Origin of the sequence: Paenarthrobacter sp. YJN-5 (assembly GCF_015040095.1) — a bacterium.
Lineage (GTDB): Bacteria > Actinomycetota > Actinomycetes > Actinomycetales > Micrococcaceae > Arthrobacter > Arthrobacter ureafaciens.
Genome location: NZ_CP053544.1, coordinates 2,348,611 through 2,366,559 on the forward strand (window position 1 = coordinate 2,348,611; position 17,949 = coordinate 2,366,559).

Annotated in this window: 18 protein-coding genes; 7 read left to right on the forward strand and 11 right to left on the reverse strand. The window is 62.4% G+C overall.

The features are described from left to right. Positions 1–5: 5 nt before the first annotated feature. The 3 genes from HMI59_RS11175 to HMI59_RS11185 all read right to left on the reverse strand — a co-directional run bounded on the left by HMI59_RS11175 (position 6) and on the right by HMI59_RS11185 (position 3,401). Complete coding sequence (locus HMI59_RS11175) at positions 6–857, reverse strand: transglutaminase family protein (protein WP_193591355.1); 852 nt, start codon at positions 855–857, stop codon at positions 6–8. Further along, on the reverse strand, positions 854–1,780 hold the full coding sequence (locus tag HMI59_RS11180) for an alpha-E domain-containing protein (protein WP_021470451.1): 927 nt from the start codon (positions 1,778–1,780) through the stop codon (positions 854–856). Before HMI59_RS11180 ends, HMI59_RS11175 begins: the two co-directional genes overlap by 4 nt. 64 nt (positions 1,781–1,844) lie before the next feature. After that, on the reverse strand, positions 1,845–3,401 hold the full coding sequence (locus HMI59_RS11185; protein ID WP_193591356.1) for a circularly permuted type 2 ATP-grasp protein: 1,557 nt from the start codon (positions 3,399–3,401) through the stop codon (positions 1,845–1,847). Positions 3,402–3,514: 113 nt separating this feature from the next. Here HMI59_RS11185 and pepN point away from each other — a divergent pair, with 113 nt between their 5' ends. Next, positions 3,515–6,130 (forward strand): aminopeptidase N, encoded by a 2,616-nt coding sequence (pepN, locus tag HMI59_RS11190; RefSeq protein ID WP_193591357.1) that lies wholly within the window; start codon positions 3,515–3,517, stop codon positions 6,128–6,130. Here pepN and HMI59_RS11195 read toward each other — a convergent pair. The 5 genes from HMI59_RS11195 to HMI59_RS11215 all read right to left on the reverse strand — a co-directional run bounded on the left by HMI59_RS11195 (position 6,127) and on the right by HMI59_RS11215 (position 10,130). Continuing rightward, positions 6,127–7,221, reverse strand: coding sequence for a biotin/lipoate A/B protein ligase family protein (locus HMI59_RS11195; protein WP_370583493.1), 1,095 nt, complete (start codon positions 7,219–7,221; stop codon positions 6,127–6,129). The two genes, pepN and HMI59_RS11195, sit on opposite strands and share 4 nt — an antisense overlap. Positions 7,222–7,307: 86 nt before the next feature. Further along, complete coding sequence (locus HMI59_RS11200; protein WP_009358283.1) at positions 7,308–7,565, reverse strand: type B 50S ribosomal protein L31; 258 nt, start codon at positions 7,563–7,565, stop codon at positions 7,308–7,310. A 135-nt stretch (positions 7,566–7,700) separates the two neighbouring features. Then, positions 7,701–8,510, reverse strand: coding sequence for an RNA methyltransferase (locus tag HMI59_RS11205; protein WP_193591359.1), 810 nt, complete (start codon positions 8,508–8,510; stop codon positions 7,701–7,703). A 28-nt stretch (positions 8,511–8,538) separates the two neighbouring features. After that, entirely contained in the window at positions 8,539–9,324 is a 786-nt protein-coding gene (locus HMI59_RS11210) for a sulfite exporter TauE/SafE family protein (protein WP_021470446.1), read from the reverse strand. A 20-nt stretch (positions 9,325–9,344) separates the two neighbouring features. After that, positions 9,345–10,130, reverse strand: coding sequence for an ABC transporter ATP-binding protein (locus tag HMI59_RS11215; RefSeq protein WP_166184277.1), 786 nt, complete (start codon positions 10,128–10,130; stop codon positions 9,345–9,347). A 109-nt stretch (positions 10,131–10,239) separates the two neighbouring features. Between HMI59_RS11215 and serB the strand changes: the two genes are divergently transcribed. After that, the gene (gene serB, locus HMI59_RS11220; protein WP_193591360.1) at positions 10,240–11,151 is read left to right on the forward strand and encodes a phosphoserine phosphatase SerB; all 912 of its coding nucleotides are present in this window, start codon (positions 10,240–10,242) and stop codon (positions 11,149–11,151) included. A gap of 606 nt (positions 11,152–11,757) precedes the next feature. Further along, positions 11,758–12,126: a hypothetical protein gene (locus HMI59_RS11225; RefSeq protein ID WP_166184273.1), complete on the forward strand. Its 369-nt coding sequence runs from the start codon at positions 11,758–11,760 to the stop codon at positions 12,124–12,126. A 136-nt stretch (positions 12,127–12,262) separates the two neighbouring features. Here HMI59_RS11225 and HMI59_RS11230 read toward each other — a convergent pair whose 3' ends face one another. The 3 genes from HMI59_RS11230 to HMI59_RS11240 all read right to left on the reverse strand — a co-directional run bounded on the left by HMI59_RS11230 (position 12,263) and on the right by HMI59_RS11240 (position 15,680). Beyond that, positions 12,263–13,795 (reverse strand): ATP-binding cassette domain-containing protein, encoded by a 1,533-nt coding sequence (locus HMI59_RS11230; protein ID WP_193591361.1) that lies wholly within the window; start codon positions 13,793–13,795, stop codon positions 12,263–12,265. A gap of 290 nt (positions 13,796–14,085) precedes the next feature. Next, on the reverse strand, positions 14,086–14,838 hold the full coding sequence (locus HMI59_RS11235; RefSeq protein WP_062096858.1) for an SDR family oxidoreductase: 753 nt from the start codon (positions 14,836–14,838) through the stop codon (positions 14,086–14,088). Positions 14,839–14,954: 116 nt separating this feature from the next. Further along, a complete protein-coding gene (locus tag HMI59_RS11240) occupies positions 14,955–15,680 on the reverse strand; it encodes a beta-ketoacyl-ACP reductase (RefSeq protein WP_193591362.1) in 726 nt (241 codons plus the stop codon). A 151-nt stretch (positions 15,681–15,831) separates the two neighbouring features. Here HMI59_RS11240 and HMI59_RS11245 point away from each other — a divergent pair, with 151 nt between their 5' ends. The 4 genes from HMI59_RS11245 to HMI59_RS11260 are packed head-to-tail and all read left to right on the forward strand — an operon-like array spanning position 15,832 to position 17,928. Next, on the forward strand, positions 15,832–16,326 hold the full coding sequence (locus tag HMI59_RS11245; protein WP_166184269.1) for a DUF3099 domain-containing protein: 495 nt from the start codon (positions 15,832–15,834) through the stop codon (positions 16,324–16,326). Continuing rightward, complete coding sequence (locus HMI59_RS11250) at positions 16,323–16,592, forward strand: hypothetical protein (RefSeq protein ID WP_166184267.1); 270 nt, start codon at positions 16,323–16,325, stop codon at positions 16,590–16,592. The genes HMI59_RS11245 and HMI59_RS11250 overlap by 4 nt, the downstream gene beginning before the upstream one ends. Beyond that, a complete protein-coding gene (locus HMI59_RS11255) occupies positions 16,593–17,459 on the forward strand; it encodes an SURF1 family protein (RefSeq protein WP_166184265.1) in 867 nt (288 codons plus the stop codon). It abuts the gene before it with no gap. Next, on the forward strand, positions 17,443–17,928 hold the full coding sequence (locus HMI59_RS11260; protein WP_193591363.1) for a YbaK/EbsC family protein: 486 nt from the start codon (positions 17,443–17,445) through the stop codon (positions 17,926–17,928). The genes HMI59_RS11255 and HMI59_RS11260 overlap by 17 nt, the downstream gene beginning before the upstream one ends. The last annotated feature ends 21 nt before the right edge of the window (positions 17,929–17,949 follow it).

A 17,949-nucleotide genomic window follows, 5' to 3' on the forward strand; every position in this document is an offset into this window, starting at 1 on the left:
ACCACCTACGCCAGACGCGTGATCTCCACCGAAACGGACAATGCGGATCCGCCGCCTCCGGAGAGGATGCCTTTGAGCGGCGGGACGTCCCGGTAGTCGCGGCCCTTGGCGACGGTCACATGGTAGTCGCCGGCCGGCTTGTGGTTGGTGGGGTCCCAGCTGCGCCATTCGCCATCCCACCATTCCAGCCAGGCGTGGGACTGCCCGGCGACGGTCTCGCCGATGGCCGCCGAGGATCTGGGGTGGATATAGCCGGAGACGTAGCGGGCAGGTATGCCGCAACTCCGCAACGCACCTATGGCCAGGTGGGCGAGGTCCTGGCACACGCCCTGGCGCTGTTCCCAGGCCTGTTCAGCATTGGTGGTGACTCCGGTGGTGCCCTTCATGTAGGTCATCTCACCCGCCATCCACGCGAACACAGCCATGGCTGCCTCGTGCGGATTAAGGCCCTCCACGACGCCGGGAATGATGCCCAGCACTTCCGTGCCCGGTCCCGTCAGCCTGGATTGGGGCAGCCAGTCGCTGAACTCGTCCTGGATCTTTGCCGAACGGATCTCGTCCCAGCCAACAATATGGTCGTCGCTGGGCAGGCGTTCGCTCCGGTGCACTTCCACGGTAGCCGTGGCAAGGACTTCGAGGCTTTCGTGCGGGACCTGCATGTCGAAGGCCGTGACACGCGTACCCCAATAATCCCGGTAGGTGCTGACCGACGCGTGGGCAGGGGAAACCTTCAGGGACGATTCCAGGACCACCTGCTGGCTGTCCGTCAGCGGCGTCATGCGGGCCTCGTTGTAGCTCAGCGTCACGCGGCGGTTGTACTTGTAGGCCGTCTTGTGGACGATGCTCAGCCGGGTCATGAAACTTCTCCCACCCAGGCGTGTTCGTCAGCCTGATTGAAGTACTTACGGGAAATGGCGTCCGAAGCCTGGGTGACTGCCTTTTGCACACGCTCCATGTGCTCCGGAAGTTCGGACATGAGGTCATCGGTGCGGTGGAACTCCAGGAAGGTACGGGCCTGGCCGACGATCCGGCGCGCATCATTGATGAACCCCACGCGTTGCGCCGAGGGGTCCAGCTTGGCGAGGCACTCGTCGGCATCGCGGAGCGCATAGACGATGGAGCGCGGGAAGAGGCGGTCCAGCAGCAGGAACTCGGCAGCATGCTGGTCTCCGAAGGCAGCCCGTCGGGTGCGGATGAAGGACTCGTACGCTCCGGCGCAACGCAGCATGTTCACCCAGGACATCCCCGCGGACTGGACATCACGCGTCGACAGCATGCGGGCGGTCATGTCCGCCCGTTCCAAGGACCGCCCGAGGACCATGAAGAGCCAGCTTTCATCGTGACTCACTGTGGTGTCCGCCAGGCCCCGGACCATGGCAGTACGTTCCAGTACCCAGTTGCAGAAGCGGTAGGTGCCCACCACGTCCTTGCGGTGCTGGTTGAGCCCGTAGTAGGTGGTGTTGAGGCTTTCCCAGAGGGACTGGGAGACAGTTTCCCTGGCCCTCCGGGCATTCTCCCGGGCCGCCCCGAGCGACCCGGCGATCGAGGAAGCGCTCTGCTTGTCGTAGGCCAGGGCGTGCAGCAGCTCGGGAAGCCCGAAGTCGTCATTCTGCGGCTTGGCGCCCATGACGGCCAGGAGGTCCCGCGCAACGCTGCGCTGTTCCTCCAAGGGAAGGTGGTTAAGCCGCTCGAGGTGGACATCCAGGATCCTTGCGGTCCCGTCGGCCCGCTCGACGTAGCGGCCGATCCAGAAGAGTGATTCGGCAATACGGCTCAGCATGGGGCTGTGCCTCCTTCGCATGGTGCATTTCGAAGTTCTGGGGAATGGTTGGAGATGGCCGGGATCACTGCTGTTGTTCCGTTTGGCGGTCCCGCCAATTGCTTTCAACCGGCCATACGGATACCTGTTCGCGCACAGTCACCGACTGGCGGGGGATGACTTCAGCCGGCAACTGCGGCGAGTCGGCAAGAACCCAGGTGTCCTTGGAGCCTCCGCCCTGGCTGGAATTGACGATCAGCGATCCTTCCTTAAGGGCCACCCGCGTCAGTCCCCCGGGCAGGACCCAGACGTCGTCGCCGTCGTTGACGGCAAACGGGCGCAGGTCCACGTGGCGGGGCCCGAACTTGTCCCCGGACAACGTCGGCACCGTGGACAGTTGCAGGACCGGCTGGGCGATCCACCCGCGGGGGTCCTCGATCACGCGCTTGCGCAGGGCATCAAGTTCCTCCTTGGACGCATCGGGACCGATCACCAGGCCCTTGCCTCCGGAACCGTCAACGGGTTTGACCACCAGTTCGTCCAAGCGGTCCAGGACGTATTCCCTTGCTTCCTTTTCCTCGAGCCGGAACGTGTCAACGTTGGCAATCACGGGCTCTTCGTGGAGGTAGTAACGGATCAGGTCAGGGACGTAACTGTACACGAGCTTGTCGTCGGCGACGCCGTTGCCGACGGCGTTGGCTATGGTCACGCCCCCTGCGCGCGCTGCGTTCACCAGGCCGGGGCAACCAAGCATCGAATCGGAGCGGAACTGCAGCGGGTCCAGGAAGTCGTCGTCGATGCGCTTGTAGATGACGTCAACGCGCTGCTCACCAGCCGTGGTCCGCATGTAAACGCGGTTTCCACGGCAGATCAGGTCCCGGCCTTCCACGAGTTCGACGCCCATGAGCCCGGCCAGGAGGGTGTGCTCAAAGTAGGCGCTGTTGAAGACGCCGGGGGTCAGTACAACAACGGTCGGGTCATCGACTCCGGCGGGGGCGGTCTTGCGGAGCGCGGACAACAGCCTGCGCGGGTACTCCTCCACCGGCCGGATGTGCTGCTGACCGAACGCTTCGGGCAGGCCCTTGGCCATGGCCTGGCGGTTCTCCAGGACGTAGCTGACGCCCGACGGGACGCGGACATTGTCCTCAAGGACGCGGAAGGTGCCGGCGGCGTCACGGACGACGTCGATGCCCGAGACGTGCACGCGGACCCCGCCTGCGGGCTCGAAACCGTGGACGGCCCGGTGGAAGTGGGCGCTGGTGGTCACGAGTTGGCGCGGAATGACGCCGTCGGCGACCACCGACATGCGGCCGTAGACATCGTTCAGGAAAGCCTCCAGAGCCCTAACCCGCTGGGCGACTCCGCGTTCCAGCACATCCCACTCGTCAGCCGGGATCACACGGGGAACGATGTCGAGCGGGAATGGCCGTTCCTCCCCCGCGTAGTCGAACGTGACGCCGCGGTCCAGGAAGCTGCGGGCCATCGAGTCGGCCCGGGCGGTGACGTCGGCCAAGGAAAGTTCCCGGAGGGCGCCGGCTACCTGACCGTAGGATTTCCGGGCAACGTGCCCGCTGGTAAACATCTCGTCGTAGGCACCGCTGCGCGCAGCGGCCTCCGAATAATCCTGGAAGAGGTCAGACATGGGAATTAGACAATCACCTTTTTGGGTCGAGCGCATTTCGGGCCCTTCGTGTCGCGGGTTTCCGGGCCTTCCGGCGGGCCGGGCGGCCGCACGGATCATGATTAGATAGCTGTGTGTCGAATCACAACCTCTCACGCGACGAAGCCGCTGCCCGTTCAGCCCTGATTACCGCCCACAGCTACGACGTCACCTTGGACGTCCGCGAGGCGGCCGATCCCGCCGTCGAAGGTTATCCAAGCACCAGCACCATCACCTTCACCGCCGCGCCCGGGTCCGCTACTTTCCTGGACTTCATCAGCGGTGGAGTGCAGTCGGTGGTCCTCAATGGCCGCTCCCTGGACGTCAACGCCGTTGTTGACCGTGACAGGATCCTTCTTGAGGACCTGGCCGAGCGGAATGAGGTCACTGTCACCGGGATGGCCCTGTATAGCCGCTCCGGCGAGGGCATGCACCGGTTCTTCGACCCCGCTGACGGCCAGTGCTACCTCTACACCCAATACGAGCCGGCTGACAGCAGGCGCGTCTTCGCTAACTTCGAGCAGCCCGACCTCAAGGCCTCCTTCACTTTTCATGTGATCGCCCCCTCCAGCTGGGAGGTTGCCTCCAACGGCGCCGCATCGGCCGGCACTCCGCTCGAGGACGACGGCGTGACCCTGTGGGACTTTGCCGCAACCAAACCTATGTCCACGTACATCACTACAGTGCTTGCCGGACCGTACTTCAAGGCAACGGACCGTTGGGAAGCAACGCTCGACGACGGCACCCGGCTTGAGGTGCCGCTGGCACTGTATTGCCGCGCGTCCATGCGGGACTCCTTCGACACGGACGAGCTGTTCAAGCTCACCAAGAGCGGCCTGGAGTTCTTCAACCGGCTCTTCGACTACCCCTATCCGTGGGGTAAGTACGACCAAGCCTTCGTCCCCGAATACAACCTTGGTGCCATGGAGAACCCCGGTCTGGTCACATTCACCGAAAAGTACGTCTACACCTCCCGGGCAACGGACGCGCAGTACCAGGCGCGGGCGAACACCCTCATGCACGAGATGGCCCACATGTGGTTTGGCGACCTGGTGACCATGACGTGGTGGGATGATCTCTGGCTGAAGGAATCCTTTGCCGACTTCATGGGAACGCTCGGCGTTGACAGGGCAACCGACTGGGATACTGCGTGGATCAACTTTGCCAGCAAGCGGAAGGCGTGGGCCTACGTCCAGGACCAGCTGCCCACAACGCATCCCATCGTTGCGGACATTCCGGACCTGGAGGCGGCGAAGCAGAATTTTGACGGCATCACCTACGCCAAGGGAGCTTCAGTCCTGAAGCAGCTCGTGGCTTACGTGGGATTCGATGCCTTTGTGGAAGGTTCCCGCGCATACTTCCGCAAGCACGAATACGGGAACACCTCGCTCCAGGATTTGCTGGAAGCATTGAGTACGGCGTCAGGGCGTGACCTCACGGTGTGGGCCCGGCAGTGGTTGCAGACCTCCGGTATTTCCACCATCACCGCAGAGATCGCGGAAGACGACGGAGTCCTCGGGGCGGTGACGCTGCAGCAGGATGCGGTCGACCCCTTGACCGGCGACCAGGCGCTACGGCCCCACCGCATGCGCCTGGGTCTCTATGAGGCGGATGAGGCGGGAGCGCTGGTGCGCACCGAAAGCTTCGAAATTGACGTCGCCGGCCCCCGCACGCTGGTTTCCGAACTGGCGGGCAAACGTCGGCCTGCGTTGTTGCTGGTCAACGACGACGATCTCAGCTACGCCAAAGTACGTCTTGATGCGGTATCGGAGCAGACGGTCAGGAGGGCCCTTAACAGGATTCAGGATCCGATGGCGCGCGCACTCTGCTGGACGGCCCTCTGGGATTCTGCCCGTGACGGTGTAACACCTGCTGCTTCCTACATCGCTGCCGTGGAGCAGTTCGCGCCCGGGGAAAACGGCATCGGCGTGCTTCTGAACGTCCTTGGCAACGCAGCCCTCGCCGTGGACCGCTATGTGCCCGCCGTGAGCAGGAGCCACATCCGGGAGCAGTTCCTGGGCGTGGCTGCACGTCAGCTGATGGTGGCGGCCCCGGGCTCGGACCAACAATTGGCCTGGGCCAGGACGTTGGCCGAGGTTTCCCGCGGCGGCGCGAGCCAACTGACGTTGGTGCGGGCCCTCCTTGAGGGCAGCACCGTGGTGGAGGGTCTGTCCGTAGACGCCGAACTCCGATGGAGCCTGTGGCAGGCCCTCGCAGCCCAGGGAGAGGCAACGGAACAGCAACTCGACGCCGAGCTCGCCAAGGACAACACCGCCTCCGGACACGCGGGCAGGGCGCTGGCCCTGGCGGCCCGACCGATTGCCGGCGTCAAAGCATCAGCCTGGGAAACCGTGGTGCATGGTACCGACTTGTCGAACGAAATCCTCGGGGCAACCATCAGCGGGTTCACCCTCGCCCCGCGCGAGCTTCTTGAGCCTTACATCGAACCGTACTTCGAGAACCTCGAACGAGTGTGGCAAGAGCGCAGCATCGAGATCGCCGGCCGTATTGTCCGCGGTCTCTACCCCGGTGCACAGGACCTGGCACCAGGCACCAGGCCGGCCGGGCACCCCGTGCTCACTAGGACCGACCAATGGCTGCACGAGCACAAACAGGCGCCCCGTGCCCTCCGTCGCATCATCACTGAGCAAAGGAGCCACTTGCTGCGGGCCCTGACGGCACAGGCAACCGGCCACGTGCACACCGCTTAGGGCACGCGGTTCATCCAGGCACTGGTTCCGAATTTCGCGTCGACGCGCTTGCCTGCCTCGTTGAGTTCATGGGCGGACAACTGCGACTCCGTGGCGCCGTAGCGTTCCGTGAACACTTCCTGCATGGCATCGATGATCGCTGCGCGGGCGAGGCCGGTTTGGCGGCGCAAGGGGTCCACGCGCTTCTTGGCGCTGCGGGTCCCCTTGTCCGAGAGCTTTTCCTTGCCGATCCGGAGGACTTCCACCATCTTGTCGGCGTCAATGTCATAGCTCATGGTGACGTGGTGGAGCATGCCCCCGTTGGCGAGCCGCTTTTGCGCTGCCCCGCCAATCTTGCCCTGTTCGGTGGCGATGTCGTTGAGCGGAACGTAAAACGCGGTGATTCCGAGTTTTTCCAGGGCAGCCATGACCCACGAGTCCAGGAAGGCGTAGGAGTCGGCGAAGCTGATGCCATCCACCAGGGTCTGGGGAAGGTAAAGGGAGTAGGTGATGCAGTTGCCCGCTTCCATGAACATCGCTCCCCCGCCGCTGATGCGACGGACCACGGTAATGCCGTGCTTCGCTACGCCTTCCGGGTCCACTTCATTGCGCAGCGACTGGAAACTGCCGATCACCACTGACGGTTCTTCCCAGTCCCAGAAGCGCAGGGTGGGATTGCGGCGTCCGGCGGCGACCTCTTCGGTGAGGACCTCGTCAAGGGCGACGTTGACGTGGGTGGGCAGCACAGTAGGCGGTATGACCTCCCACTCATGGTCGGACCACGCGGTGGCCTTGGACAGTGCCCGGCGGATGGCGACGGAGACGGCGTCGGCGGAAAAACCGAACAGCACCGTTCCGTCAGGAAGGCCGGCGGTGATGGCTGCTGCGATCTCCCCGGCAGGCGTCGTTTCAGGCAATCCGGTCAGGGCTGCATTGATGTCCTCAAGGGCCTCATCCGGTTCAAGGAAGAAGTCGCCGCTCAGGGATACATCGGCGAACCTGCCTTCCCTGAGCGCCAGGTCCACCACCACCAGCTTCCCGCCGGGAACTTTGTATTCGCCGTGGAGGCGACTGCCGTCGTCGTGGTTTTCCTGGTCCGGAAGAGAAGTCATGGAGTCCATCTTGCCGGAAAAGGCAAAGGCCCGCATTGCCGTGGAACGGCGATGCGGGCCTTTGAAAAGACTTGGGGTGAAGTGGGTTACTTCTTGCCGCCGAAGCCCTTGAAGCGAGCGTTGAAGCGCTCGACACGGCCAGCGGAGTCCATGATGCGCTGCTTGCCCGTGTAGAACGGGTGGGACTCCGAGGAGATTTCGACGTCGATGACCGGGTAGGTGTTGCCGTCTTCCCACTCGATGGTCTTCGAGGAAGAAACGGTGGACTTGGTCAGGAACTTGACGCCGGAAGCCAGGTCGTTGAAAACAACAGCTTCGTACTTCGGGTGGATATCAGACTTCATAATTGGACCTTTGTTCGCGCAGCTGGATTTTGCCAGTTGCCAGGTATGAATGGAGGCGGTCCGAAGAAGGAACTAATTCAACGTCCGGACCAACAAGCAATCATACCCGAAAGTCGGGACCGCCACGAACGGGCATCAGTCCCGGGGCCGCAGCTCCCAGAAGGCGACCGCCGAGGCGGCAGCCACGTTGAGGGAATCGACTCCCGCCCGCATGGGTATCTTGACGGCAATGTCGACGGCGGCGAGTGTCTCCGGGCTCATGCCGGCACCTTCGGTGCCGAGCACCAAGGCGAGCTTGGGGATGTTGCGGGCCGCTACCTCGTCCAGGTCCAGCGCATCATCGGTCAGTTCCATCGCTGCCACCGTAAAGCCCTGCTCCTTCAGCAGTTCCAGGTCCCCCGGCCAACTTTCCAGGCGGGACCACGGAACCTGGAACACGGTACCCATGCTGACCCGCACGCTCCTGCGGTACAGCGGGTCGCCGCATCGCGGCGAGACAAGGACGGCGTCGACCCCAAGGGCCGCTGCCGAACGGAAGATGGCACCCACGTTGGTGTGGTCGACGATGTCCTCGAGGACAGCCACCCGCTGTGCGCTTGCGAGCAGTTCCGCCAGCGGCACCGGAGCCGGGCGGTGCATGGCCGCCATCGCTCCACGGTGCAGATGGAAACCGGTGATTTCCTCCAGGAGGGCTGCCCTGCCGATGAAGACGGGGACATCGGGATGGGCCTCGAAAATGTCACGCAGGTCCTCAAGCCATTTTTCGGCCAGGAAAAACGATCTCGGCTGGTGTCCCGCTGCCAGCGCGCGGCGCAGTACCCGCGAAGACTCGGCGATGTACATTCCCTCCGCCGGTTCGCGAAGTTTGCGGAGATGGACGTCGGTGAGCGTGGTGTAATCCGAAACGCGGGGATCGTCGGCTGATTCAAGGTAGTGGAAGGTCACTGGAAAGTCATTTCGATGGATTCGCGCATCATTTCACGAGGTTGGCGATCATGAAGCCCAAAGCAACGATGCCCAGGGTGAAGATCACGCTGCGCAGGACCTTGGGAGAGAGCTTGCGTCCCACCTTGGAACCGATCAGCCCGCCGATTGTCGAACTGACGGCAATGAGCAGCACAACGAGCCAGTTGATGCGATCGAAAGCGAAAATCAAGTAGGAGATGGCCGCCACCATGTTGACGGTGAGGGTCAGGATGTTCTTCATCGCGTTGGCGTTCTGCATGGTGCCGGAGAGGAAGACTCCGAGGATCCCCACCAGAAGGATTCCCTGTGCCGCAACAAAGTAACCGCCGTACACGCCTGCGAGGTAGACCAGTGCCACCAGGAGGAACCCGTGGCTCTTGTCCTTCAAGGCATGTTCAGGATTCTGTTCCCGGTTCTTGATCCACGCTTGGAGCTTGGGCTGGAACATGACCATCAGCAGCGCCACTACCAGCAAGACCGGTGCGACGTACCCGAACACCTTCTCCGGCAGGTGAAGCAGCAGCCACGCGCCCGTAATGCCACCGAGCAGTGAGGCGGGCATGAGCTTCAACAGCTGCCGCCCCCTGCCGGCCAACTCGCGCCGATAACCCCAGGCGCCTGCGGCAGTGCCCGCCACAAGCCCCATGGCATTGCTCATCGAAGCCACCACCGGAGCGACGCCCAGGGCGATCAGCACCGGGAAGGTCACCAGGGTTCCGGAGCCAACGACGGCGTTGATGGTGCCGGCCCACAGGCCAGCAAAAAAGACCAGAATGCTGCTAAGAAGTTCCACAGTTGGTATACGCGTCCGGTCTAGCGGCGGGCGGTGGCGGTGTAGCGGCCGGACTTCTCCGTCACGTCAAGATCGAGCCCGAAGGTCTTGCTGAGGTACTCGTCCGTGAGGACTTCCTTGATCGGTCCGGCAGCCACGATTCCGCCCTCGCGCAGGAGCATGGCGTGGGTAAAGCCCGGCGGCACTTCCTCGAGGTGGTGGGTGACGAGCACCATCGCGGGGGCGGCGTCGTCCTGCGCCAGCTCACTGAGTTTGTGGACGAGTTCTTCGCGTCCGCCCAGGTCCAGGCCCGCGGCCGGTTCGTCAAGAAGGAGGAGCTCGGGGTCCGTCATCAAGGCCCGGGCGATCTGGACACGCTTGCGTTCGCCTTCCGAGAGTGTGGCGAAGGTCCTGTTCAGGAGCGGCCCCATCCCCCAGTCGTTCAGCAGCGCAAAGGCGCGGCGTTCGTCGTCGCGCTCGTAGCCTTCGCGCCAACGGCCGGTCACGCCGTAGGCCGCAGTCACCACCACGTTCAGGACGTTCTCCTGCTCCGGGATCTGGTTGGCCAGCGCTGCAGACGACAGGCCGATGCGGGGGCGAAGCTCAAAGACGTCGACGCGGCCCAGTACCTCGTCGAGGATGCCGGCCTTCCCGCTGCTCGGATGCAGACGTGCTGCGGCAATCTGAAGAAGCGTCGTCTTCCCGGCGCCGTTGGGGCCCAGGATGACCCAGCGTTCGCCCTCATTGACCTGCCAGTCGACCTTGTCCAGCAGTGCCTTTTTGCCTCGGACAACGCTGACGGAAGCCAAATCCAGAACATCACTCATAGGAGTAGACACTAGGACAAAAATGTAGATGACTGATAACCGGCGTAACGCCGCTTTGTGAAGCAAAACTAATTCGGGTGGGTGCGGCTCAGTCGATAGGATTGACGGCATGACTTCGAACTTGGCTGCGGTCAGCTATGGCGTGAATGTGAACCCCGAATCCCTGGATGAGGTGCGTAAGGCGCTGGCCGCTATCGGTGCCACGGTGTGGTCGGAATCCAGTACGTCGTCAACAACACAGTCCGGCGATACCCGCTACGAGGTGCACACCATCAGTTTCTCCGCCGAGACCGGCACTGCCGAAACCCTCGGGACGCTTCGCCGCCTGGTGTCCGACGCGGCGCCGGCCGGAATCGATGTGGCGGTTGTTCCTGCGGCCCTGCGCGAGGCCGGGAGGAAGCTGCTGATCATGGACGTCGACTCGACCCTTATCCAGCAGGAAGTCATCGAGTTGCTGGCCGCCCACGCCGGAAAGCGCGACGAAGTGGCCGCGGTCACCGAGGCGGCCATGCGTGGCGAGTTGGATTTCGCCCAGAGCCTCCACGCCCGCGTAGCCGTGCTGGCCGGCTTGCCCGCCGCCGTCGTCGATTCCGTGCGTGACGAGGTGCGCCTCAGTTTGGGTGCGGCGGAACTGGTGGACGCGTTCAAGGCAGCCGGCCACGTGGTCGCCGTTGTTTCCGGGGGCTTCAACCAGATCCTCGGACCTATCGCCGGGGACCTCGCCTTGGATCACTGGATTGCCAACGAACTGGAGATCGTCGACGGCGCTTTGACAGGGAAGGTTCTTGGCGCAGTGATCGACAGGGCAGCGAAGGAAAAATATCTCCGCGAATGGTCTGCAGCTGCGGGCATCCCCCTTGAACACACCATTGCCGTGGGCGATGGCGCCAATGACTTGGACATGCTGGGTGCCGCGGGCATCGGCGTTGCCTTCAACGCAAAGCCGGCTGTTCGGGCAGTGGCCGATGCTGCCGTCAACATGCCTTACCTCGACGCAGTACGGCACATCGCCAACGTCTAGCTCTGCTTCGGGGCCCTCGACGTCACGAAAACCGTGTAGGTCACACCTATAGGGCGTGACCATCGCATGGGGCATGGGAGCTTCACTGCCTCCCATGCCTGCGGTGGTTGCGCCACAGCGCGTGGCATGGCACCTGATCCAGCCTGGTGACGTCCCCGTGTTGTACCGTCTGCCGACGTGTTCCAGTTCGTGCGGCAGGCAAAAAATGTGACCGGTCAGCTCGGCGGCTGACCGGTCACATTTTTTGCGCCATAGGGGCGCGCGGAATTGAAAATCGCAGTGCCTCTATTCGTGACGCGAAATTATCAAGTTTTATCCAAGTCTTTACCGAAATGCCGTTCAATGCGGGCGTTTTCCCTCATTGTAATTAGTGCGTGGTATGTTCCTATTTCCAACAGGAAACCCGCTGTCCTTTCCGGCTGCGGAAGATCAGTGCTAGGGCATGGTGTGAGCGGTTCGCGTAACGCATGGAAGTGGTGGAAACGCCGTGAGGAAGTAAAGCCGCCGGAAGATCATCACAATGTTCCCGACGACGGTTTAGTGCCCTTGCATGAAATCTTTCCTGAGGAGACCATCGGTTACCAACCAGAACAGGAAAATGTAGATATGAGCTCGCTCGATGACGCCGTAAAGCAGTTGTTGTCCATTGAAGGTGCGACTGCCGCGGCCGTGGTGGACCACACCAGCGGAATGGCTTTGGCGCAGGGCGGAAGCCCCGGTTTTGACCTGGGGGTTGCCGCCGCAGGTAACTCCAACGTCGTCAGTGCGAAGATCCGCACCATGGCGGACCTTGGCCTTGACGGCGACATCGAGGACGTCCTCATTACGCTGGAATCGCAGTACCACCTGATCAACGTTTTGAACTCCAACGCCGCGAAAGGGCTCTTCGTATATCTGGTGCTTGACCGGACGTACGCCAACCTGGCACTGGCCCGGCACAAGCTCAAGAACATCGCCAAGGTGATTTCAATCTGATTCCACCACACGACGTCGGATTCGACGGCAACAAGAAGGGGTGGACCGGCCGGAAGGCGGGTCCACCCCTCTTTGTGGAATTTTGAATGCTGAATGCTGCCGGAGCGGCAGGGCAGCGTTGCCCCGGTGGCCCGCGCTATCCCGGCAGGAGCGTGCCCGCAGCGCTCTTGGAACGGCGGGCCTGGCTGTTCCCTGACGCGAACTTCTCACCCAGCATGTGGTGCACCAGGACATCCTCATTGGTGTTTGCATTGGCTTCGATGGATACCAGTTCACCGTCGCGCATCACGCCAATCCGGTGGCACCATCCGACGAGCTCGGACAAGTCGGAGGAATGGAGGATGATGGCCACTCCCGTTTCACAGAGCTCACGGAGCATCCTGTAGACAATCTCTTTGGCGCCGATGTCTATGCCCCGGCTGGGGTGGCTAAGGATCAGGATGTCGCACTCTGCGGCCATCCACCGGGCCAGGCGCACTTTTTGGTGGTCCCCGCCTGACAGCGTGCTCAGTGTCCCCTGGATGTTGCCGGTTTTGATGCGCATCTGCTGAACGACGTCGATCACGCCGCGCAGCTGACTGACCTCATCCTCCACCGAGGATGCTCCTGCCTGCCGGTTCCGGCCCTGCTGGAGTTCCTCGGCAATGCTGGGGTCCTCGTGGAAGTTTTGGTCCGAATCCGGGAGGAATCCGATCTTCTTGCCCCGGGCGTCAGATTCGGACCGAGGATCCACCTGCTCGCCATTGACATGGATTTCCCCGCACGTCATGGCGCGGACGCCTGCCAGGGCTTCAACGAGGGCGTAAGTTCCTGAGCGATGGGTACCCACCAGGCCAAAGATCTCCCCCTTTGCCACGGTGAAGGTCACGTCCCGAATGTCTTCCGCCACGCTGAGGTTGACCACCCGCAGAACCTCCTGATTTTCAACGAGGCGGTTGGGGCGGTCGGAGCTCTCGGGTTCTTTCTGCAGCAGGAGGAGGGCGAGCTCTTCCACGGTGCACTGGGACGCATCAAGGATCCGGTGCACGACGCCTTCGCGGAGAACGGCAATGCGGTGGGCAATCGAGCGCACTTCATCCAACCGGTGGGTGATGTAGATGATGGCGCGTCCTTGGCCTGTCAGCATCCGCAGCACCTTGTGCAGCACTGCTACGTCGTGGTCCGGCAAGGAGGCCGCCACCTCGTCCATGATAACCAGCTGTGCCTCTTCCGCCACCATACGGAGGACTTCCACCAAGGCCTGCTCGGCACGGACCAAGACTCCGACTTTCGCGTCAGGGTCCAGGTCGACCCCCACCTCCGCGATGAGCTTTGCTGCTTGGGCCCGGAGCTCGGGATGGGGCTTATCGGCCTGGAACGTCCTGCGGAAGATGGCCTTGGAGACGGTCAGTTCAGGGTCAAGCCGAAAATTTTGGGGAATGAGGCCCACGCCGCAGGCTTGGGCTGCTTCCAAGGAGTCCGGGTTGAAGTTTTCGCCGGCGAGGCTCATGCGCCCGCCGTTGGGTAGATGGGAGCCGGTCAGGACGTCCATCAAGGTGGTTTTACCCGCCCCGTTGGTGCCTATCAATCCCAGAATCTCTCCACGGTGCAGCGAAAAGCCTACACCGCGAAGGATGCGCCGCTGGTCGTGTGACGCACGGATATCGTCCACGTGCAAGAGAAGGTCCACAAAAGCTCCTGGTTTCGCGAAATCGGCGCTGGCGGCCGGAGAAATTCTTTTGGTGCGCATCGGTCCGGGCGGTGGGGCGCATTCACGAACGGAGCACATTGCCGAGTCAATCAGAAGAGACTTTGTAATGCAAAAAATGGTTCGTGAAACAGAAATTCGCAAAACATGATGGGAAAAGATGGAACTTTTATTGAATTGGTAAGTGACTCCAAACCCAGCAGCGGAAAGAGTGGTCAACAACAAAGAGGGGGTCCGGGACATTTTGTCCCGGACCCCCTCTTGAAAAGGCTTTACTGCTCTGACTTCCCGAAGTAGTCGGCGCCGCCTACGTATTCGGTGTGTCCCGATTCGACGTCCGCGGTGACCATCTTGGCTACTTCGGCGGCAAACTCTTCCACCGAGTACAGCTTCCCGGCCTCGGCGCGCCTGGCCTCGATGGCACCGGGATTTGAACGGTCCAGGAGCGTCGCCGTCACCGTGCCCTCGATCATGTCCCCGGACACCACCACCAGCTTGATGCCCTTGTTGGCGAGGTCAGGCAGCAGGGCGCGCAGGGCGTCCTCCCCGGCCCGCTTGCTCTTGGCAACGGGCTCGTACTCGGGCATGGTGGGCACGGTCTCAACGAAGTGTGCCTGGTGACTGGTGACGAAAACCACCCGGGAGCCCTCCGGCATGAGCGGAACTGCAGCATTGAGCATGTTGATCTGTGCATCACGGTTCAGCTTCAGGGCGTACCCCTCCTCCATCCCGGATTCCATGCCGCCGGAGGCGTTCAACACCAGGATGTCAAGGGAGCCGAATTCCTCCATGGCCGTACTGGCGAGGGCGTGAACGCCTTCTTCCGTGGTGAGGTCTGCGCCCACTGCCGCAGCGCGACCGCCCGCAGCCTGGATATCAGCCACCACCTTATTGGCGCGGGGCGCCTTCTGGCGGTAGTTGACGACGACGGCGGCACCTTCGGCCGCGAGGATCTTGGCAACCTCTGCGCCAATGCCGCGGGAGGATCCCGTCACAATGGCTGTCTTGTTATCAAGCGTTCCCATGCGTGCTCCTTCTGTTCACTTCTTCCACATCTTTGGGCCCTGCTTCCATCCTGCCGGTGGCAAGCGGAATGCGTGTTGTGGAGCCCCCACAAATTGTTTGTCCCGGTGCGTCGGCGCTAGTGGCCCATGCCAAGGCCGCCGTCAACGGGGATAACGGCGCCGGAGATGTAAGCCGCCTCATCGCTCGCAACCCAGCGCACAACGTTGGCAACCTCCGAAGCCTCCGCGAAACGTCCTGCAGGAACGTTGGCAAGGTAGGACTTCTGGGTCTCTTCCGGAAGCTCAGCCGTCATATCCGTGTTGATGAACCCCGGTGCTACGACGTTTGCCGTGATGCCCCGGCTGCCCAGCTCCCGCGTCAGCGAACGCACCATGCCCACCATTCCCGCCTTGGAGGCGGAGTAGTTGATCTGGCCCGGAGCGCCGTAGAGGCCGGAGACCGAGGAGATCAGGATCACCCGGCCCTTGCGCAAACGGATCATTCCCTTGGAAGCCCGCTTGATGACCCTGAAGGCGCCTGTCAGGTTGGTGTCCAGAACGGACGTGAAGTCGTCCTCGCTCATGCGCAGCAGAAGAGTGTCCTTGGTGATTCCGGCGTTGGCCACCAGAACCTCCACCGGGCCGTGGGCCTCCTCCACGATCTTGAAGGCGGCATCAATGGAAGCCTCATCCGTCACATCGGCTTTGACCCCCAGGATGCCTTCAGGCAACTCCGTTTCGCTCCTGTAGGTAACGGCTACCTTGTCTCCATTTGCGAGGAAAGACTCGGCAATGGCCAGTCCGATTCCGCGGTTACCGCCGGTAATAAGGACGCTGCGGCCGCTGGGTACTGCTTCAGGCATGAATGGGCTCCGAATTCTGCGGACTCTACCGCGATGACGAGGGATTTCCTGCCTCGATCTTAGCCGCCGCCTCCCGCAACGCGCTGGTAACCGCTTCTGCCAGCGCGGTTTGGGCGACTCATCGGATCGGTGAGAGAATTAACGGGAGCCTTTGGAGCGTGATTATTCAGCTGTGACACGAGAGAACAGTCCCCTGCAGCAGGTGCCCGGGGATCCGGACGCCTACTCGAGCGACCCCGAGGTCCATAGCATCACTGATGCAGCAGCTGCACACTCCGAGGACATGCGCGAACGCATGATCAAGTATTCAATAGCCATGGGCATTCGCATGGTCTGCATCGTCCTCATTTTCGTAGTGGATGGCTGGTTCAAGATCCTCGCCGTGGCTGGAGCTGTTTTCCTGCCCTGGATCGCGGTGGTCATTGCCAACGGCAGCGACAAAGCCGAAGTCCACAGTGATTCATTGCTGGACTACGTCGCCGTGCCGGAGATTGAAGGCACCAACCAGTCCGGCAGCGATGAAGAACCCGAAGCGGATGACTCCGTCACCCTGCTCCAGGGCGAACTGGTGGATGACGAAACTCCCGCGGGCGACGATGCATCAAAGGAAGCCGGGAACGCCGGCGACGAACGGGCGGCTTCATGAACATCCTTAACCTCGGCGGCTTGGGCGGCGAGGAATCTCCGCGCGCCGCGGCGCCTGAACAATGCTCGCGCAAGGGATGCCGGGCAGCGGCCGATTGGCAGCTCCTGTGGAACAACCCCAGAATCCATACACCTGAACGCCGCAAGGTATGGCTGGCATGCAACGAGCACCGGGCCTGGCTTGAGGATTACCTGCAAACGCGGGGTCTGTGGAAGGAAACCGTGCCTTTCGGATCCGCGGAAGCGTCAGTGGGCGGGACAGCCTGAATGTACCGTTTCCTGTTTTCCAGCAAGTGGCTGGGCTACTTTGTCCTGGCCGTCATCTTCGCGACGGCGTGCGTCTTCCTTGGCCGCTGGCAGATGGATCGGCGCGCCGAGACGCTGGCTGAGATTGACCGCGTCGTCAGCAACTACTCAGCTACCCCGGTGCCATTCGCCGATGTGAAGGATCAGTTCCGCCACTTGGATCCGGACCGTGAATGGACCCAGGTGGAGCTGCGCGGCAGCTATGACGTCGAAGGGCAGCGGGTAGTCCGCAACAGGCCGCTCAATGGCCAACCCGGCTACGACGTCGTTGTTCCATTCCGCCTGACCACCGGCGAAACAGTGATCATCGATCGCGGCTGGCTACCGATTGGCAACAACACTCCGGGAAGGCCCGACGTCGTCCCATCACCTCCTGCAGGTGAGGTCACGGTCGTTGCCCGCCTCAAGCCGTCCGAGCCGAAACTGGACCGCGGCGCGGTGGAAGGGCAACTCGCTTCCATCGACCTTCCGGGATTTGCCGAGGAACTGCCGTACACCATCGAAACGGGTGCCTACGGGCAGCTGGCCAGTGAGACTCCCCCTGTGCAGCCGATGCCTACGCCGTTTCCCAAACCGGCCACTGAAGAGGGAACCCACCTTTCCTACTCACTCCAATGGTTCGCTTTCGGAGTGCTGATGTTCATTGGCTTCGGCTACGCTGCCCGCCAACAGGCACGTAACGCGGCAATCGATGCTGAGGACGATGAAGACGACGACGTCATCGCCGCTGCAGGTCCACGGAAGCGGCCGGCACCGGCAGCGCGGCGAAACAAGAAGCCCACGTCGGAAGAAGAGGAAGACGCGATTCTGGATGCCCAAGGTTACTGAAAAGATCCCGGAGCCGGTCCTGTCGGTCAAGGCGGCGCTCACGGCGCTTGGCGTTGCGGATACCGTCCGGATCTTCGACGAGGAAGTTCCGACGGCGGCAGCCGCAGCTTCCGTTCTGGGCTGTGAGGTCGCTGCCATCACCAACAGCCTCATATTTGAGGTAGACGGCGAACCTCTTCTGATCCTGGCGAGCGGCGCAGCGAAAGTCGACACGGCACACGTCGCCCGCCGGCTGGAAACGGGAAAGATCCGCCGCGCCAAACCCGAATTCGTCCTGGCGCACACCGGCCAGGAAGTGGGCGGCGTGGCACCGGTGGGCCACCCCGCAAAGATCCGCACCATCCTGGACAACTCATTGAGGGATCACCACGAACTGTGGGCAGGCGCAGGAGACCATCACTCGATGTTCTCCATTACCTACGAGGACCTGCGGCGAATCACCGACGCCGAAGAACTCGACGTCCGCTAGCCCGGCTGCGCCCGCGGTGCG

Excerpts from the sequence above, each read along its gene's own strand:
- serB (WP_193591360.1), top strand. The coding sequence starts at position 10,240 with ATGACTTCGAACTTGGCTGCGGTCAGCTATGGCGTGAATGTGAACCCC.
- HMI59_RS11175 (WP_193591355.1), bottom strand. The coding sequence starts at position 857 with ATGACCCGGCTGAGCATCGTCCACAAGACGGCCTACAAGTACAACCGC.
- HMI59_RS11195 (WP_370583493.1), bottom strand. The coding sequence starts at position 7,221 with ATGACTTCTCTTCCGGACCAGGAAAACCACGACGACGGCAGTCGCCTC.
- HMI59_RS11235 (WP_062096858.1), bottom strand. The coding sequence starts at position 14,838 with ATGGGAACGCTTGATAACAAGACAGCCATTGTGACGGGATCCTCCCGC.
- HMI59_RS11255 (WP_166184265.1), top strand. The coding sequence starts at position 16,593 with ATGTACCGTTTCCTGTTTTCCAGCAAGTGGCTGGGCTACTTTGTCCTG.
- HMI59_RS11260 (WP_193591363.1), top strand. The coding sequence starts at position 17,443 with ATGCCCAAGGTTACTGAAAAGATCCCGGAGCCGGTCCTGTCGGTCAAG.
- HMI59_RS11185 (WP_193591356.1), bottom strand. The coding sequence starts at position 3,401 with ATGTCTGACCTCTTCCAGGATTATTCGGAGGCCGCTGCGCGCAGCGGT.
- HMI59_RS11250 (WP_166184267.1), top strand. The coding sequence starts at position 16,323 with ATGAACATCCTTAACCTCGGCGGCTTGGGCGGCGAGGAATCTCCGCGC.
- HMI59_RS11215 (WP_166184277.1), bottom strand. The coding sequence starts at position 10,130 with ATGAGTGATGTTCTGGATTTGGCTTCCGTCAGCGTTGTCCGAGGCAAA.
- HMI59_RS11200 (WP_009358283.1), bottom strand. The coding sequence starts at position 7,565 with ATGAAGTCTGATATCCACCCGAAGTACGAAGCTGTTGTTTTCAACGAC.
- HMI59_RS11240 (WP_193591362.1), bottom strand. The coding sequence starts at position 15,680 with ATGCCTGAAGCAGTACCCAGCGGCCGCAGCGTCCTTATTACCGGCGGT.
- HMI59_RS11225 (WP_166184273.1), top strand. The coding sequence starts at position 11,758 with ATGAGCTCGCTCGATGACGCCGTAAAGCAGTTGTTGTCCATTGAAGGT.
- HMI59_RS11180 (WP_021470451.1), bottom strand. The coding sequence starts at position 1,780 with ATGCTGAGCCGTATTGCCGAATCACTCTTCTGGATCGGCCGCTACGTC.